The sequence below is a fragment of the Sorangium sp. So ce321 genome (assembly GCF_051530195.1).
Lineage (GTDB): Bacteria > Myxococcota_A > Polyangia > Polyangiales > Polyangiaceae > Sorangium.
Window position 1 is genome coordinate 10,875,938 of the sequence record NZ_CP150329.1, and the last position, 22,252, is coordinate 10,898,189.

The window sequence follows — 22,252 nt, forward strand, 5'->3', positions numbered from 1 at the left end:
CGTCACGCGAGCGATCGCCGACTGGCCCGGAGCGCGTCCCGTCGCGCGAGCAGCCACGCGCGCGCCTCGGCTTCCGTCGCGAAGAACTCGACGGGATAGGATTGCCCGGTGAGGATCTGGACGGTCTTCGCGGCGAGCGTCGAGACGACGCGCAGCGGGAAGCTGCCCCCGAAGACCGCGATCGCGTCGAAGCGCACGCCGCGAAGACTGTCCGCCATCACCTTGCGCGCCGACGGGGTGATGGTGCCGGTGCGGCTCGCATCGGAGAGCACGAGGACCTCGCGGCCGCTGTCCATCAGGCGCCGGCACGCGGCGGCGATCGCGCGCGCCGTGTCCTCCGAGATGTCGCCCACCGTGACGGTGAACAGAAAACCGTCGGAATCTTCGCGGAGAAGAGAGGAGCTCGCGTCCTCGGCGCCGGGATCGCTCATGCGAGCATGCTAGCGCTTCGCCGTCGCCGGCGGCTGCTTCACGTGAGCGGCCGCCGCCTGGCCCGGAGCGCGTCCCGCTGCGCGAGCAGCCACGCGCGCGCCTCGCGCTCCGTGTCGAAGAACTCCACCGGATAGGATCGTGAGGTGAGGAGCTGTACGCCCTTCGTGGCGAGCGTCGCGTCGACGCGAACGGAGAACGCCGCCCCGATGATCGCGACGACGTCGAGGCGCGCTGTGCGCATCTCGTCCACCGTGATGGGTTGTGTGCGACCGCAGACTCCAGTCGACCTGCTCGCGCTCGCCTGCTGGCGCCTGGCGTCAGCCAGAACAGACGGCCGCGAGCGCCGCTGTGCGCGGCGTCACGCGAGCGGACGCCGCCCGGCGAGAGGCCTCCCCCTGCGCTTGCGCCGGCGCACAGCAAGCCCGAGCAGCGAAGCGCCGAGCGCGGCGCTGCCGGCCGCAGCGGAGCTGCCGACCGCGGCGGCCGGCGATCCGACGCGGCAGCCGCAACCCTCGTCGGCCACGCCGCCTGTGTCCTCCGGCGGCGCCTCGCCGCCATCGCCGGCCCCGCCGCCACCACCACCACCGCCACTGCCACCGCCGCCGCCACCACCGCCGGCCCCGCCCTCCGCAGCGGCCCGGCATGCGGTGACCTCGTCCGATGTGCCGATGCACAGCGTCGGCTTGCGCGACTCCCCCTCTTGCAGGCCGTTCACCACGATCACGGCCAGGCCATCGGCGCCGGCCATGTCGATCAGCGCTTCGCCGCCGGCGACGTCGCCGGCGCGCACGACCTCGCCGTACGCGCGGCCGCGCCGCGGCGCGAGCAGCAGGGCGAGGCCGTCGAGCTGCGCCGGGTCGTCCGCCGGCGCCGCGAGCGCGGCCGTCATGGTCGCGCGCCCGCCCGGCGGCACGCTGAAGTACTGCGCCGACGCGTGGAAGACCCGCAGCCGGTCGGCGTAGGGCGCCTCGACCGCCTGCGGGGCGAGCCCCCGGTAGCCGGCCCCGGCGGCGTAGGAGCGCTCGGGATCCGCGGCGGCGCCGGTGAGCAGGTTCCAGGTGGCGAACTCCACGAACGCCTCGGCGAACGTCGTCTGCGCCTGCGACGAGAGCAGGGGGTCGAGCTGCTCGAACCACACGGGGTCCGCCTCGCCGGAAGCGCCGTCCTCGACGCGCTCCCAGAGCGCGCGGACCGTGCCGTCGCCGAAGCGCTCGTCGAGGAACTGGAAGAAGAGCGCGCTCCCGTAGCTGAAAGGGTCGACCGGGCCGACCATGGGCACGTCGAGCGATCGATCGGTGTTCGAGAGGTAGCCGTCGACGAAGCCCTCGAAGTCCCGCAGCGAGGGGTCGAACGACTCGGTCGCCCAGACCGCCGTCCCCTCCGTGATCAGCGTGTCCTGGCCGTGATCGTAGGCCGCCTGCACCGCGTGGAAGAGCTCGTGGCTCCCGAGGATCCGGTTCGCGGTCCGCGTCGACGGGTAGTCGTAGCCGCTGTAGTCGTTCTCCTGGGTCATGAAGCCGGCGCAGCGGTCCTCGTCCGGAGCGCAGGCGTCGACGCGGAACACGCCGTCGCCGACGCCGGCGAAGTCGACGAGGTAGACGTCGAAGCGACCGTCGCCGCCGTTGTCGGCGAGGTCCTCGTCGCTCCTCGGCGGCCGGAAGCCGAGGACGTCGCGGTAGTGGACGATCACCTCGTCGTAGATGGCCGCTACCTCCTCGACGAAGTCGGGGACGCCCGAGGCGTCGGCGTCCGCGCCGGGCACCGCGCTGCGCCCCTCGCGCGCGAAGTGGACCAGGAAGGCCCCGGAGGCCGACGCGAAGGTCTCGACGACGTCGTCCGGATCGAACCGGAACTGGAGGTCGGCGCCGCGCGTATCGGGCCGGTCGAGCGGCGCCGCGGCGGGCACGTCGAGCGGCCCCGGGACCGCGTCGTCGGCGCCACAGGCCGAGAGCGCCGGCGCGAGCAGCGCGGCGAGCGCCGGGGCGACCGAGGCCGTGAAGCAGGCGGCGCGGCGGCACGAAGCGACGAGGGCGGCAGCGCGGCGGTGGCACGAAGCGGCGCCGCCGTCGTCGCGGCGGCACGAAGCGGCGCCGCCGTCGCGGCGGCGCGCCAGCGCGGGGCGCCCTTCGCCGGGGCTCCGCGTCACGGGAGGAAGGCCCACCGGAGCTGGAGGTTGGCGGCGCCGGTGTCCGTCATCATCGGGACCATCCCGGTCTCCTGGCACTGCGCCTGGGCCTCCTCGTTGTAGAAGCTCGTGACGGTCAGCTTGAGCCTCCGGCCGTCGGCGAGCTCGACGACGTAGACGTGGCCGCTCATCGCCACGCAGCCGGGGTACGTCCAGTAGCCGGAGAGCGCGGTCGCGGGCGACTCCAGCCCGGAGCCGTCGGGGATGAGCTCGCAGCTCTCGGTGGTGAAGTACTCGTCGCGGCGGAGCCTGAGCTCGCCGGGGGCCTCGGTGAGCGCGTCGTAGTCCGGCGTGCCCGGGAGCCGCGCGGCGGAGACGCAGGACGGGCCGGAGTGGCCGCTGTTGATGCGCACGACGTAGCGCCGGAAGGCGATGTCCCAGGCCATGGATCCGAGCGCGTCCTCGTCCGAGATCTCGACCTTCTCGAGGCCCTCGGCCGTGAAGCGGGCATAGACGTAAGCGTCGGGCTCGGAGGCGAAGGCGCCCCCCGCCGTGGCGTCGACGAGCGAGCGGAACCCGTCGCCGTCCGGCTCGTTGTCGATCCCCCCGGGCGCGACGGTCGACTGGAAGTTCATCTGCTGGAAGACCTCGTCCTCGCAGGGCACGGGCGTCGGCTCCGTGCACGAGGACGCTGGCTCCGGGGCGGAGCCGCCGCCGCCCTCCGCGCTCGAGCCGCCGCCCGCGCCCGCGCCGCCCGCGCCGGGATCCGCCGGCGGGTCGTCGGAGCCGCAGGCGCACAGGGAGAGGAGGGCGAAGCCGGCAGCGAGGAGCGCTGAAGCGGAGGAGGTGCGCATGCGCGGCATGGTAACAGAAGCCCGGGGCAGCGCGCGCTACGGCCCGCCGCTGCGCCGGTAGAGCCACCAGTCGCCGACGTGATCGACGGGGACGATGCTCTCGTCCCTCGCGAAGAGGTGGTCGGCCCCCGCCCGCCGGCGGACGAGGAACCAGTCGAAGAAGGCGCCATGGCGCCGCACGTCGAACTTCTCCGGCGTCCACTCCCACCGGAGCGGCGTGGGCGGCGGGACGACGGCGCCCGGCTCCGAGCGAGGCCTGTAGGCGATGGGCGAGGCGTCCCAGACGGCGAAATGGAAGCTGAGCCAGCCGCCCCGCGTGGCCTGCACCCAGGCGGGGAGATGGATGAACGGGGTCGTCGACCGGGACGAGCCGCCGTGATCGAAGACGAGGTAGAGCAGCCTGGGCGCGGGCGGGATGCGCGCGATGATGGCCTCGAAGTCCTGCGTGCTGTGGTCGAAGCGGCGGTAGTTGTCCCGGACCACGGCGCCGAGGGAGACCGCCGCGGCCGAGAGCGCGAGCACGGCTGGCACCCTGAGCCACGGCGATCGCGGCAGGTCGGGGAAGGCGCCGAAGGCGAGGAACAGGGCCGCGACGATCTCGCGCGGGTAGACGTACCACCAGAGGCCGATCTGGAGCGGCATGCTCAGGAACAGGCCCAGGAACACGGCCGCGCAGGCGACCGGGACGAGGGCCGCGAGGCGCGCGAAGGTCCGCTCCCGCGCGTCGGCCTCTGGCGGGCTCGGCGTGATGCCGGCGAGCTGCGCGGCGGCGCCGGCGGCGCACACGAGCAGCGCGGCGAGCACGAGGCGCGCCGCCCGCCGGGCCGCCGCGGCCTCGGCCGGATCGGTGAAGCTCGTGAACAGGAGCGAGGGGACCTCGCCGAGCCGCTCCCAGTGGAGCGCGGGCGCGAAGGCGCCGTGCAGGGTGCCGGTCCGCACCGCGAGCCACACGGCGAGGAGGACCAGCGAGGGCGCAAGCGGGAGCGCGATGGGGCGGAGCCGCCGCGTCGCCGGGAACACGACGATCGCGGCGCCCACCACGGCGGCGAGGGCGAACGGGAAGCGGAAGACGTGGGTGAAGAACAGGGCGACGAGCGCGAGCGCGAGCGCGAGCTGCCGCCCGCGCGAGGGGCGATCGAGGAGCAGGAGCGTCAGGCCGACGACCATCGCGAAGAGGCCGAGCGCGCCCATGTGATTGAGGAAGCCCCAGTGGGTGAGGTTGCACCAGACGGGGATGAGGCCGAGGACGCCGAGGAGGGGGCTCCGCTTCAGGCCGTGGAAGAGGACGGCGAGGCCCGCGGGCAGGAGCGCGAGCATGGCCGCCGCCGCGATCTTCACGGCGGCCATCGGGGGCAGGAAGAGCATGAGCAATGCGCCGAGCGCGTACATGGACATGTACGGCACCGCGAGCGGCTGGAGCGTGAACTGCTCGCGGAAGTGCCACGCCGGGTCGAGGTAGTGCCGGAGCGCCGCCGTCTGGGCCGCGTGGAACGGGAGATCGGTCATCGGCGGATAGCGGACGACCGCGAGCGGGACGGCGATCACATAGACCGACGTGGCGACGACGACGAGCGCGAGCGCCGCGCCGAGCGGCGCGCGGCGCGCGGCGCCCGCGGCGCGGCGGAGCGGGCCGGCGAGCGGCGCCCGCCGCGCGGGGCCGGGCGCCGCCGGAGGCTCCACCGGGAGGGACGGGGTACCCAAGGTGGCGGGGAAGCTACCATCTCGGGGTGGCGCTGGACGCGCCGGCGCCGCCCCCGGAGAGGGCGCGTTGGGGCCGGAAACCGACCCGGCGGCGCTGGAGGCCTGCGGGGCGAGGTCGCGATGTGCCAGCGCCGCCTCTCGGAGGGGGTTCGCTCGATCCGGAACCGAGCCGGAGGCCTCGAAGGGCGGCGCGGCGGGGTCGCGATGTGCCGGCGCGGCTTCCTGGAGGGAGCTCCGATCGATCCGGAACCGAGCCGGGGGCCTCGGAGGGCTACGCGGCGGGGTCGCGATGTGCCAGCGCCGCCTCCCGAGGGGGGTCCAGTCGATCCAGAGCTGGCCCGAGGGCCTCGGAAGCCCGCGTGGAGAGGTCGCGATGTGCCAGCGCCACCTCCGGAAGGGAGTCCGGTCGATCCAGAGCTGGCCCGAGGGCCTCGGAAGCCTGCGTGGAGAGGTCGCGATGTGCCAGCGCCACCTCCCGAGGGGGTCCGGTCGCCCCCCGCTCGAGCAGACCCGGACGCCCTCGGGGCGGCGGGTGACGCTGCTCCGGGCCTGACGGGGGCGCGCCTCGCTCAGCCCCGCTCCGCGGGTCCCTTGCCGCTCGCCCTCGCGGCGCTCGCGATCTGTGCCTCGAGCACGGCGACGCGCTCCAGCGCCGCCTCCTTCGCGGCGCGCTCCACCTCCTTCGCGGCGCGCTCCACCTCCTTCGCGGCGCGCTCCACCTCCTTCGCGGCGCGCTCCGCCTCCGCGGCGGTGGGGAAGAGCTCCTCGCCCTCGGGCCCCGTGGCCAGGCGGAGGCGCGCCTCCTCGCCTGCGCCGATCACCCGCAGCCAGCAGCCGAGCACGCGCGCGTGGATCCGGTCGACGTTCGTCGTCTCCACCCGGACGAAGCCGCGCGCCTTCAGCCGCCGGTAGCGCTGCCAGCGCACCCGGTCGCGGCCCTTCTCCCAGTCGGGATCGAAGATCACGAGCTCCCTCACCCCGAGTTCCCGGTAGCGCTCGGGCGCGTCCACGTAGTCCTTGTACGGCTCGTCCGACGAGACGACCTCGAGCGCGAAGCTCGGGGCGATCCCGGTCTCCCACACCTTCCAGCTCCGCACGCGGCGCCCCGGCTGAACGCCGGGGAGCACGTACACGTCCGGCGCCACGACCTTGGAAGGGTCGAACTGCCGGTAGTAGATGAACTGGTCGGCGCCCACGAACCTCGGTCGACCGAGCTCGCCGTACCAGCGCTCGATGAGCGGGCGGAGCAGCTCCACGATCCACGTCTGAAGGGAGTCCTCCCCCATCTTCTTCTCCACGGGATAGAACGTCGGATCGCGCTCCTTGCCGTCGCGGTGCGCCCGCCGATGGACCTGCCTGTGCGCCTCGCTCGACATGCCCCAATCCTACCCGAGACGCGCGCGCGCATCGACCCGCGCCGTCGCGGCGGGCGGCGGGCGGCGGCTACTTCTCACCTCTTTCTCACCTCTCCGGCAGGCTCCATCGGAGATAGGCTGCGCGCGCCGTGCTTTTGCCCCGACCCGCCTCGCGCCCGCTCGATCTGAACGGCCTCCCCGCCGCGTCCCGCCTCGAGGCCCGCGTCGCGCTCACCATCACCGCGATCGCGACGGCGTGGTTCGCGCTCGCGGCGGCGTGGGAGATGTTCGGGCCCATCCTCGCCGGCCACTACGCGTCGTCGGCGGGCGTCGGGATCATCGCGGAGAACATGCTCCGCTGGAAGATCGCCGGGCCCGTCTGGGAGTACACCGCGAGCCAGCCGCCGCCGGAGATGTACTACTGCCACCACCCGTGGGGGATCTTCTGGACGACGGCCGCGTTCATGAAGGTCTTCGGGCGCCACGACGTCATCTGCCGCCTGCCCGCCGTCCTGCTGAGCGCCGCGACGCCGCCCCTGCTCCACGCCATCGGCCGGAGCGTCTACCGCCCCGCCGCCGGGGCGGCCGCGGCGGCGTCGTTCGTCGTCCTGCCGATCACGCTGTCGTTCGCGAACCTCAACGCGCTCGAGGTCCCGGTCATCGCCTGGACGCTGCTCGGGCTCTGGGGGTACGTCCGGCTGACGCAGACGTCCCGGCGCCGCTACCTCGCGGTCAGCGCGCTCGGGCTCGCGATCGGGATGAACGCCGACTGGCCCGCGTTCGTGCTCACGGGCGGGCTGCTCGTCTTCGGCGCGATCCGGGCGTACCTGCTCCCGAAGCGCGTCTTCGGCCCCGTCCACGCGCGGCGCTACGCGCAGTGGTGGGTGCTCACCGCCTTCATCGCCGCGCTGACCGTCGCGCTCTACGTCGCCCTCTTCCACCACGCCGGCAAGCTCGGCGACCTCCTGGCGAGCTACGGGTTCCGGTCCTCGGGCAACGCCGAGCCGCTCAGCAAGGTGCTCGCGAGCCGGCGGTACTGGATCGAGCTCTCGTTCACGCCGGTCGCCATCGCCGCCGGAAAGCTCGCCGCGCTCGTCTGCGCCGCGCGGCTCGTCCTGCTCCGGCGCGAGCACGACGCGCTGCCGCTGCTCTACCTCGCGACCGCGACGGTGCAGTACGTCGTCTTCCGCCAGGGCGCCGACATCCACATCTTCTGGCCGCACTACTTCGGGGCGTACTTCGCCCTCGCCGGCGCCGCCCTCGTCGAGACCGCCGCGGCGCTGCTCGAGCGCGCCGCCGCCGCACGGCGCACGCCCGGGAATGCGGCGCTGCTCGAGCGCGCCGCCGCCGCACGGCACGCCCCCGACGACGCGGCGCAGCCCGCGCAGCCCGCGCCAGCCGCGTGGCCAGCGCCGGGCGCGCTGACCGCGTGGCCGGCGCCGGGCGCGCTGACCGCGTGGCCGGCGCTCGCGGCGCTCGCGCTCTGGCTCGTGCCGCTCGCGGCCGTCCTGCGCGACGGGCTCCCGGCGCTGCGGTACGCGCGGGAGACGGGCGGACGCTTCAACGAGCGGGGGCACCTCATCGACTCCGACGGGGCGAAGACGGCGTTCCTGCGCTGGCTCGGGCCCAGGCTGCCCGCCGGCGCGCCGGTCGAGATGCACGAGGGCATGAAGGCCAGCTGGGCCCAGGTCTGGGCCCTCGGCGGGCGCGTCGTGACCCCGGCGCGGCCCGCGCCGAAGCAGGAGCCGCCGCGCGGCGCCTACCTGGTCGACACGCGGTTCATGCTCGACCGGGACCAGGCGAGCCTCGCGCGGCGCTTCGACATCACGGCCGTGGGCCCGTTCTGGGCGCTCGGCGCGGCCGTCGATCCGCAGGCGGCCGTCGACCCGCGCGCGGCCGTCGACCCGCGCGCCCGCGGGATCGAGGCGTTCTCGTTCCGCGAGCGCGAGCCGGGGCTCCTCGCCTGGTACCTCGTCTCGGGCACCGAGCCCGAGCGCGAGATCGCGCCCGATCCGTTCCTCACGTGGGAGCTCCGCGCGCACTTCGGACAGCCGGCGGAGCCGCCGGCAGGGGCGCCAGAGACGCTGGAGCAGAAGCGGATCGCGCACAACATCGCCCTGGCCGCAGGCGACGGCGCGCGCGCGGCGGCGCTCCTCGCGGAGATCAGCGCCGCGCTCGCGCCGCTCGGGGCGCGGTTCGACGACGGCACGGAGCTGCTCGGGACCACGTTCCACGAGGGCGCGCGCTCGCTCCTCACGATCTTCGTGCGCGCGGGCGGCCCCGCGGCGAGCGACGTGGCGCTCTCGGTGCGCTCCCGGGTCGTCGAGCGCGCCCCGCTGTCCACGACGATGGCGGACCCGATCTACCGCGATGTCGGCCTCCCGACGGCGATCGCGCCGCAGCGCTGGCGGGCGGGCTTCCTCTACGCCGATCCGGTCCCGATCCGGAAGAGGCCGGGGACGGAGGTGTTCTGGGCATCGCTGAGGGCCCGCGACCGGGGTCGCGCGCCGGCGCTCGTGGACGGCGGCGGCGCGTCCGAGGTCGAGGTGCTGCGGCTGCGCTGAGCGGGCGACACGCCTCCATCCTCGTGGACAAGGGCCCGCATTCCGGTTTTACCTTCGGGCATGAGCTCTCGCCGAACAGGTCTGGTTCTGGTCCTCGCGCTCGCGGCCGGGTGCGCCCCGCCGCCGCCCGCCCAGGCGCCGGCGCAGCCCGCTTCCTCGGACCCGGCGGGCACGGCGCCCCCGGCGGCGGCGAGCGCGGCAGCTCCGGTGACGGCAGGCACGACACCTCCGGCCGCGGCAGGCCCGACGCCCGCCGCCGGGGAGGCGCCCCCGCCAGGCGCGCAGGTCCCCGGGGCAGCCGCGCCGGTCGAGGCGCCCGCGTCGAAGCCGGGCGCGGCGCGCGGCACCGGGAGCACGAGGCCGAGCACGGGCGTCGCGACCGGGACGCTGGGGGGCAGCATCTCGGAGGCGCAGGTCCGCGAGGTCGTGGAGAAGCACGCCGAGCTGTTCGACGAGTGCTACAAGATCGGCGTCAAGAGCTCGCCGAAGTTCGTGGGGAAGGTGACCGTCAAGGCGACCATCGGGCCGAGCGGCACGGTCAACAAGGCCGACGTGATCCGGTCGACCACGAAGAACCAGCAGGTCGATCGCTGCGTGTCCGCTGCGTTCGAGAAGATGCAGTTCCCCGCGCCGCAAGGCGGGGTGACGACCGTCATCACCTTTCCCATCGAGTTCAGCGGCGTCGAGCTGGTGCAGCCCTGAGGAGACCCCTGCCCGGAAACACGGCTCGCCCGGGGACCGCGCCCGGCGAACAGCCGACCTGTCACGCCGCGCAGACCGTGGCGATTCACGACAACTGAGGCGGATCGTCCATCGATCCAGCGCTGAGCTCGCGCGCCCGATCCGCGCCTTCCCCCGGGCGGCCCGAGAGGGCGCTGCGCCGGTGAGGGCACGGAAGCTGCTACGACGTCGCGTGTCGAGACTCGGAATGTTGACATGCTGGAACGCTGGAACGCTGAAGTACCAGCAACAGCCGACTGCCTGATCCGCCCCGCGGGCGCGACCGGCAGACGACCAGAGCAAACCACTCCCATGATGGATATGCCGGCGGCCAGGCGGCGCGACGCCCCGCGGCCGGTTGGCATGGAGATCAACTACCGCCGGCGACGGCACGGGTGAAGAAGCATGGAGAGGATGGAAGTTCAGCGGGATGTTCGGAGCGCCATCGCGATTGCCTATGAGCTCTCGCGGCACGAGCATGTGCAGCACCGGGAGCATGTGTCCCAGGCGCTCGGGGAGCTGAAGGACGAGCTGGCTCGCATCGAGGCGAAGCTCGGCGGGGAGCGGATCAACGAGGTCACCGCAGAGGGGTTGCCGCCCGTGCTCGCGCAGATCGAGGGGCTCGTCGAGGACGCGGGCCCGGTCGTCGGCGATCAGATCAAGACGCTGATGCAGAGCGTGCAGCGCATCGCCAGGGAGCTCAAGCCGGGCCTGGCGCCCGCCCCGGGCCAGTAGCCCCTCCTCATCCGCTCCCTGGCCGCGCAGCGCTGATCCCGTCCGGAAGCCGGGCGACCGCCCTGCGTTCACAGGATCTCGCCGCGACGAGCACCTTCGCGCGCCGCGCGCGCAGCACGACGGACAGCGCTACCGGCCGTGTGCTGCGCGCTCCTCCGCGCGGCAGCGCGTCATGCCGCGGCAGGCCCCTGCCTGCAGCGAGGGAGCCCGGCTACGGGCAGCAGGCATACGTCGCCTCGAGCGTGCCGCCCTCGCAGGGCGCGATCGACGCATCGAAGTGGCTCAGCGGCAGCCCCAGCGCCTGGCAGAGCGCGAGCGCCTCGTCCTTCAGCGCGCTCGGGTCCTCGCACGTCGCGCCGTCACCCACCACGCCGGTCGTCTCGCAAGGGGGCTCGGGCGGCGGCGGCGGCTCGACGGGCTCCTCCGGCGGCGCCTCCCACGCCGGGCAGCAGAGGTAGTTCGCCTGGAGCACTTGCCCGTCGCACACCGCGTAGTCCGCCTTGTCGATCTGAAGATCGCGCAGGACCAGCCCGATCTCCTCGCAGATCGGGATGCCCTGCTCGATCAGCGCGTTCGGGTCCTGGCACGTCACCCCGTCGCCCAGCACGCCGCTCGTGCAGTCGTCCGGGCAGGTCACCCCGTCGAACAGCAGATCGGTCGAGCACGCCTCCCCGGGGGTGTCATCCGCCGCCGCGGGGGCGTCGCCTGCCGCTTTCTCGGGCGCGTCGCCCGCTTCTCTCTCGGGGGCGTCGACGGCCTCCTCGGGGGCGACGCTCTGGTCGACGGTGTTCGTGTCGAGATCCTCGCCGGACCTGACATACGTGGAGCAACCCGCCAGCAGCGCGGCGCCGGCGATCGAGAGAGCGGTGATGTGGTGATGAGCCAATCGCATGGGATCTCCTTGGCCTCGCGGTGAGCCGCGAGGATGGCTGCGACGCGCGGCCGGCCATCGCGCGGCGCCGCGTCGTCATTCGCCATGATCCAACCGCGAAGGGGGCTCCGGTTTCCTGGGCGCGCGCCGCTTCGTGACGTCGATCCGAGATCGGCAGTCCGGCTACGGGCAGCAGGCATACGTCGCCTCGAGCGTGCCGCCCGCGCAGGGCGCGATCGAGGCATCGAAGTGGCTCAGCGGCAGCCCCAGCGCCTGGCAGAGCGCGAGCGCCTCGTACTTCAGCGCGCTCGGGTCCTCGCACGTCGCGCCGTCCCCCACCACGCCGGTCGTCTCGCAAGGGGCCTCGGGCGGCGGCGGCGGCTCCCTGGGCTCCTCCGGCGGCGCCTCCCACGCCGGGCAGCAGAGGTAGTTCGCCCGCAGCACCTTCCCGTCACACACCGCGTAGTCCGCCTTGTCGATCTGAAGATCGCGCAGGACCAGCCCGATCTCCTCGCAGATCGGGGCGCCCTGCTCGATCAGCGCGTTGGGGTCCTGGCACGTCACCCCGTCGCCCAGCACGCCGCTCGTGCAGTCGTCCGGGCAGGTCACCCCGTCGAACAGCAGATCGGTCGAGCACGCCTCTTCCTCGGCGGTCACGCTCGCCTCGGGGACCGCGCGCTCCGCCGCCTCGTCGCCCCCGCGCGCCACTTCTTCGCCGCCCGTGCGCCCTGCCTCCTCGTCGCCCGCGCGCCCTGCCGCGCCCGGACCGCGCTCCTCGGTCCGGGGCACCCAGAAGACCGACGGCTCGCGAACGCCCGGCAGCGCCGAGCCGCCGGGGTCGCGCCGGAGCAACCGAAGATCGCGCCCGCGCTCCGGCGGCGCGGGCGTGCTGCTCGGATCGGGCGGGCTCGCCGGCGCGGGCGGCGGGGAGCTCGTGACGTCGGCCGGCGGCGGCTCCTCGACGGCGCGGCGCGGATCGGGCAGGAGCGCGCGGCGGCGCGGATCGGGCGCGGGGGCCACCGGCGCGGGCGGCGGCGACACGCTGGGCCGCGCGGGTCCCGGCTCCGCTGGACCGCTGTCGGCGCGGGGCTCTCCGGTGACCGGCTCGGCGGGCGCGGCCAGCCTGCGGGCGGCCACACCCCACCGCTCGATCGCGCTCCGGGCGCCGTCGTCGAGGCCGAGCGCGAGCGCCGCGGCCGCGAGGAGGCCGGCCGCGAGCGGGCGCCGGAAGCCCCGGACCGCGTCCCGCAGCGCAGGCGCCGCCGGGGCCGCCTCCGCGGCGTGCAGGCGCGCGCGGAGCCGCGCCTCGAGGTGCGGCCGCGGCGGCACGCTGGCGAGCTGCTCGTCGAGCGCCCGGAGCTGCGAGACGAGGTCGTCGCGATCAGACGTCGCCATGATCCACCTTCCATCCGGCGCCGCCGAGGTGCTGCACCGCGCGCTGGATGAGCTTGCAGACGTAGCCCTTCGAGTGGCCGAGGACCCGCCCGATCTCCTCCTGCTCCTTGCCGTCGAGGTAGTACATCGAGAAAGCGACCCGCTCCTTGACCGGCAGCGCGTTCAGCGCGTCGAACGCCCGGCGGAGGTCGTCGCGGGCGATGGCGAGCGCGTCCGGCGGCCGGGGCTCCTGCGGCTGCTCGCCGAGCAGCCAGCGGACCGGGGCGAGCGAGAGGAAGCGCTCGCGCCGGAGGCGGTTGAAGCAGCGGTTGGTGGTCGCCCGGTACAGCCACCCCTCGAGGTCGTCGTGATCGGTGAGGGTCGGCAACGCCTTGAACAGATCGAGGAAGACGTCCTGCGTGACGTCCTCGGCCCACGCGAGGTTCCCCTTGCCGTAGCGGAGCGCCAGCCGGTGCACGAGCCGGTGGTGGCGGCGGTAGAGCGCCTCGACGCCGTCGACCGACCGCGACGCGATGGGCGCGGCGGGCGCCGCGTCGGCGGGCCGCCCGGAGGCCACGGCGGGCGGGGGCGCGTCGGACCGCTGCTCGCAGGAGAGCGGACGGAGCGCCTCGGCGAGGTTCGAGGAGGCGAGGTCGGGGCTGGGCAAGGAGGGTCCCTTGCTGCCATCACACACGAGCCGGCCGTCAGTTTCCTGGATTGTCGATCGGACGCTCGCGCCGCCTCGCGCAGCGGGTCCCCCGCCGGCTGCGGGCGCGCGGCGGTCGGGGCCGCGCGCCGGGCCGGGGGCAGACGCTGCGCGGACGCTGCGCAGACGCTGCCAAGACGCCAAGGGACATGGAAAATTCTGTCCTTGATATCTTCATCGAGCCTGGCAGTTCAACTCCTCCTCAATCGCACTCCGCATCACCAGGATCATCACGCCAGGAGACCTGGAGACCATGACACACACGGTCAGCCAACGTGTCTCTCATCGAAGCTCGCTCTTTCGCGTTGCGAAGAGCCGCGCTCCGGGAGACACTCCAAGTCTTCGACCCGAGCGCGATCGACGGCGCGCCGGGGCCGTCGTCATCAACGTCGAACTTCTTGGAGAGTGCCATGAACTCGAGATCTTACCTTTGGTCCTTGGGTCGGGTTCCGGTCGGACAGCTGCTGCAGGTCGCGTGCATCGGTGTCGCGCTGCAGGCGGCCGCGTGCTCGAGCGATGGAGACGGCGCCAGCACCAGCGGCGGCAGCGGCGACAGCGGCGACACGGCGGGCAGCGCGGGCAGCGGCGGAGGTGACGACTTCGGCGGCGTCGCGGTGGGCGCCGGCGGCGGCGGCAGCATCAGCTCCGGCAGCGGCGTGACCGGCAACGAGGACAGCTGCGACGGCGTGGACAACGACGGCAACGGCATCATCGACGACGTGGACGCCGGCGGCGACGGCGTGTGCGACTGCCTCCGCATCGCCACCCTGGGCGAGCCGGGCGAATGGGGCGAGGGCGACGTGTTCGAGGCCTGGTTGAACAAGCGCAGCATCAACGGGGCCGTCGACCTGAACGACGCCGAGCTCACCGCCGAGGAGCTCGGCAAGCATCAGGTCATCGTGGTCCAGGACGTGAGCGTCATCGGGCGCACGTACTCGAGCGCCGAGGTCGAGGCGCTGAGCGACTGGATCGCGAAGGGCGGCGGCCTGATGACGTTGATCGGCTACGGCGACCCGGACGAGCGCGAGAACGTCAACACGCTGCTCGAGCCGCTCGGGGTCGGCTACGACGCGCAGCAGATCCTGCCGCAGCACGGCGGCTCCACGATCCCGATCACGGAGTGGGGCGGCGCGCACCCGGTGCTCGACGGGATCCAGGCCGTCGGCGTGGACAACGGCTACCCGGTGGCCGGCGAGGGCACCACGCTGGCGACCGGCGACGGCCACGACGTGCTGAAGGCGCTGGAGTCCGGCGACGGCCGGGTGCTCGTCTGGGGCGACGAGTGGATCACCTACAACAGCGAGTGGGTCGAGCACCCCGACTACCAGGTCGAGCGCTTCTGGCTCAACGCCATCAAGTGGCTGACGCCGGCCAACGAGTGCCAGGTCGCCATCCCGCCGAACATCAACTGATCTCCTCGCGCGCTCGTGCCCCTCTCCCCTCCTTGCCCCTCTCCTCCCCTCAGGCTGCCTGAGCCGTCGAGCGCCGGGCGGCCAGGGTGAAGCCGAGCGCCTCGGTGCGGTCCGGCAGCGCGCGATCGAGCGCGCGCGCGCCCGCGGCGACCGCGACCATGGCCGGCGCGACCAGCGGCAGCGTCCAGACGCGCGCCCTGCCCTCCGCGGCGGCCTCGTGGCCCAGCTTGCCCATCGACTGCGCGACGCCGCCGATCTGCGCGACCTGCAGGGCCAGGTAGCTGTTCAGCTTGTGGCCGAGCAGGCTCCACAGGCTGCCGTGCGGGTGGATCTCCTCGACGACGAGGCCGGCGCGGCCGCAGAGCGCGCGGAGGCCGTGGGGGCTGAAGCGGAAGTAGTCGTGCGGCTCCTCGTGCAGCCGGAAGGAGAACGGCGCGCTCAGGATGAGCAGGCCGCCGGGGCGGAGGACGCGCGCCATCTCGGCGACGAGCGCGTCCGGGCGGGGGGTGTGCTCGAGGACCTGCACGCTCAGCACGGTGTCGAAGCTCGCGTCGGGGAAGGGCAGCCGCTCGCCGTCGTAGAGCATGTCGGCCTTGCCGCGCGAGCGCGCGGCCGTGGCGCCGTAGGTGGCCTCGTGCTCCACGCCGAGGTACTCGAGCACGTGCGGGCGGAAGAGGTGCTCATACGGCTTGTCACCGCAGCCGACGTCCAGCAGCCGCCCGCGCGCCCGCGGGGCGAGGCGAGCGAGCGAGTCGACGACGTGCGCCAGCTGGAGATCCACCCAGTCCGACGCGGCCCGCGCCGCGCGCCCGATCGACGGGCGCCGGAGCAGGGCCTGCAAGAGCTCGTTCATCGACGCTTCTTACCACGGCGCCCCACGCTCCCGGAGACCCGCGCCGGGCGCGCGCGCCGGCACGGGCGGCCCGGCTCGCCTTTCTGTCCTTTCCGGTCCCGCTCACCTACCCTGCGCGGAGCGCATGGACCTCGAGGCGGTGTTCTCTCTCTGCAATGCGGCGGTCCTCCCCGGATGGCTGCTGCTCGCCTTCGCTCCACGCTGGAGGTGGACCCAGCGCGTCGCCGCGGGCACCGCGGCGGCGCTGGCGCTCGTGTACGTGCTCGCGATCGTGCCCACCTTCGGCAAGGGAGGAGGCGGCTTTGGCAGCCTGCACGACGTCGCGCAGCTCTTCGCGCGGCCCGAGGTGCTGCTGGTCGGCTGGATCCACTATCTCGTGTTCGACCTGTTCACGGGGGCCTGGGAGGCGCGCGACGCGGTGAAGCTCGGGATACCGCGCTGGATCGTCGTGCCCTGCCTGGCCCTGACGCTGCTCTTCGGGCCCATGGGGTTCCTGCTCTACCTGGTGCTCCGGGCGGCGCTGCGGCGCCGGTTCAGCGTCGACGACGTCGGCGAGGCTGCGCCGTCACCGCGATCGCCGTGAGGTCCGGGCCGCGCGGGCAGCGCAGGCCGCGTTGACACGCGATCACCCCCCACGTACGGTCCGGCGGCATGGATCAAGGGACGTGGCAGTTCGCGTGGCTCATCGTTTCCTTGCTGCTGATCGTCGGCAGCCGCGTGATGAGCGAGAGGGCGCTGTCCGCGCTCAGCGCGAGCGACAAGGCCCGTCTGGTCGACGGCTTCTCGAAGCAGCGGATATTCACCCTCGTTCCCGTGATCGCGCTCCTGATCCTCAACTACGCGGCCATCAAGCTCGCGCCCGAGCGCACGACGGAGATCTTCGCCGCGGTGATCGCGCTCACGGTCGCTCTGTTGATCGCGGGCAACGTCCTCGCGGTGCGCAAGCTGCGAGCGCTGGGGTTGCCGGGCTCCTACATCAGAAAGTACGTGGCCTGTCGCGCCGTGTCGCTCGTCGCGATGATGCTGCTCGTGGGGTCCGTGTTCTATAACCCCTTCACGCACGGCGCATAGCGGCGGCGCGGCGGCGCGGCGGCGGACAGCGCGCTCGACGAGCACCGCGCCGCGTCGCGCGAGAGGGGCAATCCTCCGCGGGCTCATGCGGCCCGGGAGCCCTGGGCGCGCCTCGGGTCGATGAGGGTCCGGTAGAGCGCCTCGTACCTCGCGACCATCCTTGCGTTGCAGAAGCGCTCGCGCGCGCGGCGCGCGCAGGCGGCGCGGTCGAAGCGCGCGAGCCGCGTCGCGAGGGCGCCGAGGCGCGCGGCGTCGCCCGGCTCGGCCAGGAACCCCGTGACGCCCTCGTCGACGATCTCGGGGAAGGAGCCGCAACGGAAGCCGAGCACCGGGGTGCCGCAGAGCATCGCCTCGACGGCGATCAGCCCGAACGGCTCCTCCCACTGGAGCGGGCAAAGCAGGGCGCGCGCGGCGCGCAGGAGCGCGACCTTGCGGTCGTGATCCACCTCCCCGAGGTCCGACGCCCCGCTCTCCCGGAGGCGCGGGGCCACCTCTTGCAGGTAATAGGCATGGTCCTTGGGGTGCGCGCGGCCGCCGAGGCGGATCGGCATGCCCGCGGCCCTCGCGATGTCGAGGGCGAGGTGCGTCCCCTTCTCCTCGGCGTAGCGGCCGATGTGCGCGAGGTAGCCCTCGTCGGTGAGGCTCGTCGGGTAGCGCGCCGACGTCACGCCGTGGTGGATCACGCACGAGCGCGGGAGCGCGATCTCCAGCGAGCGCTGCCGCTCGCTGATGGCGACATACGCGATCTGCGGGTGTCGCGCGTAGATGCGCGAGCTCTCGTCGCAGCGCGCGTGGTGCACCGTATGCACGACCGGAACGCGGACGAAGGGGGTGAACGCGACGGCGAACGGGCTGTTCACGTGGAGCACGTCGAGCCTGTCCTCCCGCACGACCTCGGAGAACGCCCAGGCGACGTGGTTGACCTCGTCCTCCGGCACCGGCGGCCAGCGCGCGCAGGCGTAGAGCGCCCGGCGGCGGCAGCTGACCGCCGAATCGCCCGTCGCGAAGAGCGTGACGTCGTGTCCGCGCGCAGAGAGGCCCTCGGCGAGCTCATAACAGAACAGCTCGGTCCCCCCGTATCCGGAGGGCGGCACCCGGATGAACGGGGTGGAAACTATCCCGATCCGCATGGTTGTCGCTCCTGGGTCGCCGCGCCGTAGGCGGGGCCTGGTATCGGCCCCGCTCGCGGCGGAGTACATGGCGGCAGATCGACGCATCAATGAGCATGCCAGCAGCGCGCGCCCCACGCGCGCTCTCGCCCGCCCTCGTGACCAGCCGCACGAGGGCAGCCGCGCGCCACGAGCACAGCAGTCGCCGCCGGCTCGCGCGATCCAGCTCGGGCCAGCTCGGAGGTGCGCGGAGCGGCGCTTTCGTCACGCGCCCCCTGCGTCTAGGATGCCCGGCTGCTCGTCCCTGCGCGCGAGGCAGCGCAGGAAGCCTCGAGGGCTCGAGCGCCCGGTCCAAACTACACGAGGGTGGTCAATGACTTTGAGATCGAATCGATACGGTTCCGCGCTCGCGCTGAGCATCTGCCTTCTGGCCATCTCGGGCTGCGGAGGGGACGACGGACCGGAGGGCTCTGGAGGACAGGGCGGCGCCGGGGGTGGCACCGGCGGCGCCGGCGCCGCGGGGGGAAGCGACGGCGGGAACGGCGGCGCCGGGGGCGGCACCGGCGGCGCCGGCGCCGCGGGGGGAAGCGACGGCGGGAACGGCGGCGCCGGGAGCGGCTCCGGCGGTGCTGGCGGCTCCGGCGGTGCTGGCGGCTCCGGCGGTGCTGGCGGCTCCGGCGGCGGGACCTGTACCGCCGACGCGGACTGCGCCGAGCCGGCGAGCGAGTGCGCGATCGCTGTGTGCGTCGACGGAGCGTGCGCCAGCGAGCCGGTGGCCGCGGGGACGCCCGCGGAGATGCAGATGGACGGCGACTGCAGCGAGCGCCGCTGCGACGGCGACGGCGCGGTCGTGGAGGTCGACAACAACGACGACGTGCCGGACGACCACAGCGAGTGCACGATCGACTCCTGCCGCGAGGGCTCCCCGGTCAACGAGCCGGTCGCGGTCGGTACGTCGTGCTCCCTCGCCGACGGGGGGCTGTGCAGCGCCGAGGGGGCGTGCGTGCAGTGCCTGGTCCACGCGGACTGCCCGACCGAGGTCTGCATCGATCACATGTGCCAGGAGCCCTCGTGCGATGACGGCATCCTGAACGGCGACGAGGGCGGCATCGACTGCGGCGGCTCCTCCTGCGCGGACTGCGGACCGCCGGCCAGGGTGACCTTGGTCGACTACCCGGTCATCGCTCAGCGGGGTGCCCTCGTGCTCACCGGCAGCGGGTTCACCGGCGCGACCGCCGTGACCGTGGGCTTCGTGCCGCAGCCCTTCACGGTCGACTCGGACACGCAGATCACCATCGCCGCGCTGTCGGAGGAGACGTCGGTCGGCCCGCAGGACATCGTGGTGAGCCGGCCCGGCGCGCTGTGGACGTCGTTCCCGGTGACGGTGATCCGGCTGCTGATCAACGAGCTCGACGCGGACACGCCGACCGCGCCGGTGAACGACGACCGCGAGTTCATCGAGATCAGCACGGGCGTGCGGAACGTGAGCCTCGCCGGCTACTCGCTCGTGCTCTTCAACGGCAGCCTCGCAGACGAGCCGTCCTACCGGGTGGTGGAGCTCAACGGAACGACGAACGGCCGGGGCCTGCTGCTCGTCGGCAACCCCGCCGTGACCCCGGAGCCTGACGTGCTCCTCGACGCGACCGCCGAGAGCGACAACCTGCAGAACGGCGCGGATGGCGTCGGCCTGTACCAGGCGCGGCCCGCGGCCTTCCCCGCGGGCACCCCGGCCACGGCGGCGCGCCTGCTCGACGCCGTGGTCTACGGCACGAACGATCCGGCGGACACGGGGCTCTTGAGCGCGCTGATCTCCAGCGAGGCGACCGCGCCCGAGCGCGTCCAGGTCGACGAGGGCGCGACGCCCGCGCTGGCGACTGCGCAGTCGATCCAGCGCTGCGCCGACGGTCCCCGCGACGGCCGCCGCTTCCGGGCCGCAGAGCCCACCCCGGGCGAGCCGAACACCGTCTCCTGCCCCTGAAGCGCGAGGCGCTCCGCGGCGCGCGGCCCGCCGGGCCGCGCCGCCGCTCGCGGCTCAGGCGCGCCGCTCGCGGCTCACGCCCGCCGCTCGCGGCTCACGCCCGCCGAGCGGCGTGCGAGCCCGCCGCTCAGCGCTCGAGGTAGATCTCGAAATCCTCGATGAGCACGGCGAGCTCGTAGCGCTCCTCGAGGAGCCCCGCGAGCGCAGGGAACCCGTCCAGCGTGTCGCGCGAGTCGAGCCCGTCGCCGGTCACCGAGGGGAACACGTCGCGGCGCTCGACGACGATCGCGGCCGGCGGGCGCGCGGCGAGGTCGCGCATCAGCGCGTCGCGCGCCTCCTGCCGGGCCCACGCCGCGCGCTGCGGGACGTTGTAGAGGTAGCGCGTCGCCGGCGGGCGCTCGGCGAGGTCGTAGATCACCGGCTCGAAGCCCCACACGAACACCGGCCGCCCCGGCGCGACGCGCTCGCGCAGCCACGCGGCGACCGCGCGGTTCGCCGCGGCGTTGACGTCCGCGACCGAAGCGAGGTGATCGAGGCGATCCAGATCCCGCGCGCCCGCGGCGAGCAACGCGACGCGCTCGGCGCAGCGATCGAGGTAGTCCTCGTCCACGTCCTTCGTCGCCGAGCGGGCGAAGGCCGTCGCGACGAGCGCCGCGACGAGCGCGGCGACCGCCTTCGCGCCGTGCCGGACGCAGCGCTGCCACGCCTTCCAGAGGCCGAGCGCGGCGAGCATCGCCGTGAGCGGCCAGGTCGCGCCGTAGTGGTAAGGGAAGAACTTCGCCTGCATCACCACGCCGACGAGGTGCATCGCGATCACGCCCGCGAGCAGCGCCACGCCCGCGCGCTCGTGGCGGTCCGGGTGCAGCGCGAGCAGGCAGCAGAGGCCGAGCACAAGCGGGCCCGAATACCGGACGAGCCACTCGCTGACGCCGTGCCACGCCATGTCGAGCACGCCCACGCCGCGCCACCCGAGCGCGGTGTAGTGCGGCGTGAAGACGAAGAGGACCTCCCGCAGGTCGCCGAGCGCCCCCTTCGCGGCGAACCACGAGACGCAGGCGAGCACGGGCAGCACGCCCCCCAGCGCGATGAGCAGGGCGGGCCGGAGCGCCTCCCACAGGAGCGCGGGCGCCGGGCGCGCCAGCTCGGGAGCGGTCGTCGAGGCGCGCGCCTCACCGGAATCAGGCGCGGCGAGGCGCTCGCCCGAGGCGCGCGCCGCCCCCGGAGCGCGCGCAGATCCCGGAGCCTCGGGCGCGCGGCGGTCGGCGCCGCGCGCCGGGCTGCGCCGCGCGCGCCGGGCGAACGCCGCGCCGCGCCCCGCGAGCTCGGCGAGGCCGGGCGCGGCCAAGACGACGGCGAGCACGACGCCGCCGCCGGCGAGCGGCGGCTTGAGGAGGCCGGCCGCGCCGAAGAGCGCGCCCGACGCGATCAGCGCGGCGGCGCCGGGCGCCGGGCGCGGCGCGCCGGCCGCGCTGCGCGGCGTGGCCGCGAGCAGGGCGAAGACGGTGAGCATGCCGCCGAACGACTCGGGCTGCGCCGTGTGCCAGAAATCGAGCTGCGCGTGCACGAGCACCGCGAGCGCCGCGGCGACGACGCCGACCCGGCGGTCGCCGAAAGCGCGCCCGGCGAGCGACACCATCGCGAGGCACATGCCGGCGAGGCCGAGGACCTCGAGCGCGCGGATGCCCCATTGCGCCGGGCCGAAGAGGGCGCGCGCGACCGCGTAGATCAGGAAGATGCCCGGCGGCTTGAAGTCGAAGGCGTCGCGGTAGGGCATGCCGCCGTCGAGCACCGCGCGCGCGACCATGGCGTAGATGCCCTGATCGCGGCCGTAGCCGTAGGTCAGGATCTGCAGCAGCAGGAACGCGATGGCGCCGATCGCGATCGCCCCGATCGCCTGCGCGCCCGCGACGCGCGAAGGCCCGGCGGCGCGGCGCTCGCCCGCGGCCTCGCCGCTCGCGGCCTCACCGCCCGCGGTCTCGCCGCTCGCGGCCTCACCGCCCGCGGTCTCGCCGCTCGCGGCCTCACCGCTCGAGGTGGCCAGGGGACAAGGGACCGCGGTCACGTCCGGCGCGGCGTCACGCACGGGGGTCTTTTACCGGCTCGGGCGCGCCAGCGTCTACGTACGATTCCGGTCCTCCTGCGCCCGGCGCCCCGGTGGGGCCGCCTCGCCGTCACCAGGGCGGCCCCTCCGCCTGGCCGGCGGATGGGCGGCACGCGGCGCCGCGGGTGGTGGCGCGCGGCGCCGCGGGTGGTGGCGCGCGGCGCGGCGTCCCGGCGCGCGGGGGGCGGCGAGGAGCGCGCCGGGACCCCGCGCCGCCGACATGCTGACAAATGATGCAAAGGATGCGCACCGGACGAACATGTGTCGTTGCCCTCGAAGGGCGGGCGGCGT

The 22,252-nt window shown here is 74.1% G+C and carries 19 protein-coding genes; 7 read left to right on the forward strand and 12 right to left on the reverse strand.

The features are described from left to right. Positions 1 to 2: 2 nt before the first annotated feature. From WME89_RS40215 to WME89_RS40240, 6 genes are all read right to left on the reverse strand, one after another. Positions 3 to 431: an STAS/SEC14 domain-containing protein gene (locus tag WME89_RS40215; RefSeq protein WP_438004879.1), complete on the reverse strand. Its 429-nt coding sequence runs from the start codon at positions 429 to 431 to the stop codon at positions 3 to 5. 38 nt (positions 432 to 469) lie between these two features. Next, positions 470 to 673: a hypothetical protein gene (locus tag WME89_RS40220; RefSeq protein ID WP_438004880.1), complete on the reverse strand. Its 204-nt coding sequence runs from the start codon at positions 671 to 673 to the stop codon at positions 470 to 472. Positions 674 to 790: 117 nt separating this feature from the next. After that, on the reverse strand, positions 791 to 2,578 hold the full coding sequence (locus WME89_RS40225) for an MXAN_6640 family putative metalloprotease (RefSeq protein WP_438004881.1): 1,788 nt from the start codon (positions 2,576 to 2,578) through the stop codon (positions 791 to 793). After that, on the reverse strand, positions 2,575 to 3,411 hold the full coding sequence (locus tag WME89_RS40230; protein WP_438004882.1) for an HmuY family protein: 837 nt from the start codon (positions 3,409 to 3,411) through the stop codon (positions 2,575 to 2,577). The genes WME89_RS40225 and WME89_RS40230 overlap by 4 nt, the downstream gene beginning before the upstream one ends. A 36-nt stretch (positions 3,412 to 3,447) precedes the next feature. Then, a complete protein-coding gene (locus tag WME89_RS40235) occupies positions 3,448 to 5,112 on the reverse strand; it encodes a hypothetical protein (RefSeq protein WP_438004883.1) in 1,665 nt (554 codons plus the stop codon). Between the two features lie 569 nt (positions 5,113 to 5,681). Continuing rightward, positions 5,682 to 6,488, reverse strand: coding sequence for a Uma2 family endonuclease (locus tag WME89_RS40240; protein ID WP_438004884.1), 807 nt, complete (start codon positions 6,486 to 6,488; stop codon positions 5,682 to 5,684). Between the two features lie 128 nt (positions 6,489 to 6,616). On the opposite strand from WME89_RS40240, the gene WME89_RS40245 reads away from it, so the two are divergent. From WME89_RS40245 to WME89_RS40255, 3 genes are all read left to right on the forward strand, one after another. After that, positions 6,617 to 9,031 carry an ArnT family glycosyltransferase gene (locus WME89_RS40245; RefSeq protein ID WP_438004885.1) on the forward strand — a complete coding sequence of 805 codons (2,415 nt, stop codon included), beginning with the start codon at positions 6,617 to 6,619 and terminating at the stop codon, positions 9,029 to 9,031. A 60-nt stretch (positions 9,032 to 9,091) separates the two neighbouring features. After that, positions 9,092 to 9,733, forward strand: coding sequence for a TonB family protein (locus tag WME89_RS40250; protein WP_438004886.1), 642 nt, complete (start codon positions 9,092 to 9,094; stop codon positions 9,731 to 9,733). A gap of 432 nt (positions 9,734 to 10,165) precedes the next feature. Next, on the forward strand, positions 10,166 to 10,486 hold the full coding sequence (locus tag WME89_RS40255; protein WP_438004887.1) for a hypothetical protein: 321 nt from the start codon (positions 10,166 to 10,168) through the stop codon (positions 10,484 to 10,486). 211 nt (positions 10,487 to 10,697) lie between these two features. Here the strand turns inward: WME89_RS40255 and WME89_RS40260 are convergent, their stop codons facing one another. The 3 genes from WME89_RS40260 to WME89_RS40270 all read right to left on the reverse strand — a co-directional run bounded on the left by WME89_RS40260 (position 10,698) and on the right by WME89_RS40270 (position 13,398). Further along, the gene (locus WME89_RS40260; protein WP_438004888.1) at positions 10,698 to 11,378 is read right to left on the reverse strand and encodes a hypothetical protein; all 681 of its coding nucleotides are present in this window, start codon (positions 11,376 to 11,378) and stop codon (positions 10,698 to 10,700) included. Positions 11,379 to 11,540: 162 nt separating this feature from the next. Beyond that, the gene (locus WME89_RS40265; protein WP_438004889.1) at positions 11,541 to 12,752 is read right to left on the reverse strand and encodes a hypothetical protein; all 1,212 of its coding nucleotides are present in this window, start codon (positions 12,750 to 12,752) and stop codon (positions 11,541 to 11,543) included. Next, on the reverse strand, positions 12,739 to 13,398 hold the full coding sequence (locus WME89_RS40270; RefSeq protein WP_438004890.1) for an RNA polymerase sigma factor: 660 nt from the start codon (positions 13,396 to 13,398) through the stop codon (positions 12,739 to 12,741). The genes WME89_RS40265 and WME89_RS40270 overlap by 14 nt, the downstream gene beginning before the upstream one ends. Before the next feature lie 449 nt (positions 13,399 to 13,847). Between WME89_RS40270 and WME89_RS40275 the strand changes: the two genes are divergently transcribed. Next, complete coding sequence (locus WME89_RS40275) at positions 13,848 to 14,849, forward strand: hypothetical protein (RefSeq protein WP_438004891.1); 1,002 nt, start codon at positions 13,848 to 13,850, stop codon at positions 14,847 to 14,849. A gap of 49 nt (positions 14,850 to 14,898) precedes the next feature. On the opposite strand, the gene WME89_RS40280 is transcribed toward WME89_RS40275, so the two are convergent. Next, positions 14,899 to 15,702, reverse strand: a complete 804-nt coding sequence (locus WME89_RS40280; RefSeq protein ID WP_438004892.1) for a class I SAM-dependent methyltransferase — start codon at positions 15,700 to 15,702, stop codon at positions 14,899 to 14,901. Positions 15,703 to 15,826: 124 nt separating this feature from the next. Between WME89_RS40280 and WME89_RS40285 the strand changes: the two genes are divergently transcribed. Together WME89_RS40285 and WME89_RS40290 are read left to right on the forward strand one after the other, a co-directional pair. After that, positions 15,827 to 16,285 (forward strand): ABA4-like family protein, encoded by a 459-nt coding sequence (locus tag WME89_RS40285; RefSeq protein ID WP_438004893.1) that lies wholly within the window; start codon positions 15,827 to 15,829, stop codon positions 16,283 to 16,285. Positions 16,286 to 16,353: 68 nt separating this feature from the next. Further along, positions 16,354 to 16,773: a hypothetical protein gene (locus WME89_RS40290; RefSeq protein WP_438004894.1), complete on the forward strand. Its 420-nt coding sequence runs from the start codon at positions 16,354 to 16,356 to the stop codon at positions 16,771 to 16,773. Between the two features lie 83 nt (positions 16,774 to 16,856). Here WME89_RS40290 and WME89_RS40295 read toward each other — a convergent pair whose 3' ends face one another. Further along, positions 16,857 to 17,903, reverse strand: coding sequence for a glycosyltransferase family 4 protein (locus WME89_RS40295; protein ID WP_438004895.1), 1,047 nt, complete (start codon positions 17,901 to 17,903; stop codon positions 16,857 to 16,859). 352 nt (positions 17,904 to 18,255) lie between these two features. Between WME89_RS40295 and WME89_RS40300 the strand changes: the two genes are divergently transcribed. After that, positions 18,256 to 19,860, forward strand: coding sequence for a hypothetical protein (locus tag WME89_RS40300; RefSeq protein ID WP_438004896.1), 1,605 nt, complete (start codon positions 18,256 to 18,258; stop codon positions 19,858 to 19,860). A gap of 127 nt (positions 19,861 to 19,987) precedes the next feature. Here the strand turns inward: WME89_RS40300 and WME89_RS40305 are convergent, their stop codons facing one another. Further along, positions 19,988 to 21,943: a glycosyltransferase family 39 protein gene (locus tag WME89_RS40305; RefSeq protein WP_438004897.1), complete on the reverse strand. Its 1,956-nt coding sequence runs from the start codon at positions 21,941 to 21,943 to the stop codon at positions 19,988 to 19,990. Between the last annotated feature and the right edge of the window lie 309 nt (positions 21,944 to 22,252).

Bases quoted from the DNA above. Each gene is read 5' to 3' on its own strand.
- WME89_RS40250 (WP_438004886.1), top strand. From the start codon at position 9,092: ATGAGCTCTCGCCGAACAGGTCTGGTTCTGGTCCTCGCGCTCGCGGCC.
- WME89_RS40230 (WP_438004882.1), bottom strand. From the start codon at position 3,411: ATGCGCACCTCCTCCGCTTCAGCGCTCCTCGCTGCCGGCTTCGCCCTC.
- WME89_RS40220 (WP_438004880.1), bottom strand. From the start codon at position 673: ATGCGCACAGCGCGCCTCGACGTCGTCGCGATCATCGGGGCGGCGTTC.
- WME89_RS40290 (WP_438004894.1), top strand. From the start codon at position 16,354: ATGGATCAAGGGACGTGGCAGTTCGCGTGGCTCATCGTTTCCTTGCTG.
- WME89_RS40260 (WP_438004888.1), bottom strand. From the start codon at position 11,378: ATGCGATTGGCTCATCACCACATCACCGCTCTCTCGATCGCCGGCGCC.
- WME89_RS40285 (WP_438004893.1), top strand. From the start codon at position 15,827: ATGGACCTCGAGGCGGTGTTCTCTCTCTGCAATGCGGCGGTCCTCCCC.
- WME89_RS40255 (WP_438004887.1), top strand. From the start codon at position 10,166: ATGGAAGTTCAGCGGGATGTTCGGAGCGCCATCGCGATTGCCTATGAG.
- WME89_RS40240 (WP_438004884.1), bottom strand. From the start codon at position 6,488: ATGTCGAGCGAGGCGCACAGGCAGGTCCATCGGCGGGCGCACCGCGAC.
- WME89_RS40280 (WP_438004892.1), bottom strand. From the start codon at position 15,702: ATGAACGAGCTCTTGCAGGCCCTGCTCCGGCGCCCGTCGATCGGGCGC.
- WME89_RS40215 (WP_438004879.1), bottom strand. From the start codon at position 431: ATGAGCGATCCCGGCGCCGAGGACGCGAGCTCCTCTCTTCTCCGCGAA.
- WME89_RS40300 (WP_438004896.1), top strand. From the start codon at position 18,256: ATGACTTTGAGATCGAATCGATACGGTTCCGCGCTCGCGCTGAGCATC.
- WME89_RS40295 (WP_438004895.1), bottom strand. From the start codon at position 17,903: ATGCGGATCGGGATAGTTTCCACCCCGTTCATCCGGGTGCCGCCCTCC.
- WME89_RS40275 (WP_438004891.1), top strand. From the start codon at position 13,848: ATGAACTCGAGATCTTACCTTTGGTCCTTGGGTCGGGTTCCGGTCGGA.
- WME89_RS40265 (WP_438004889.1), bottom strand. From the start codon at position 12,752: ATGGCGACGTCTGATCGCGACGACCTCGTCTCGCAGCTCCGGGCGCTC.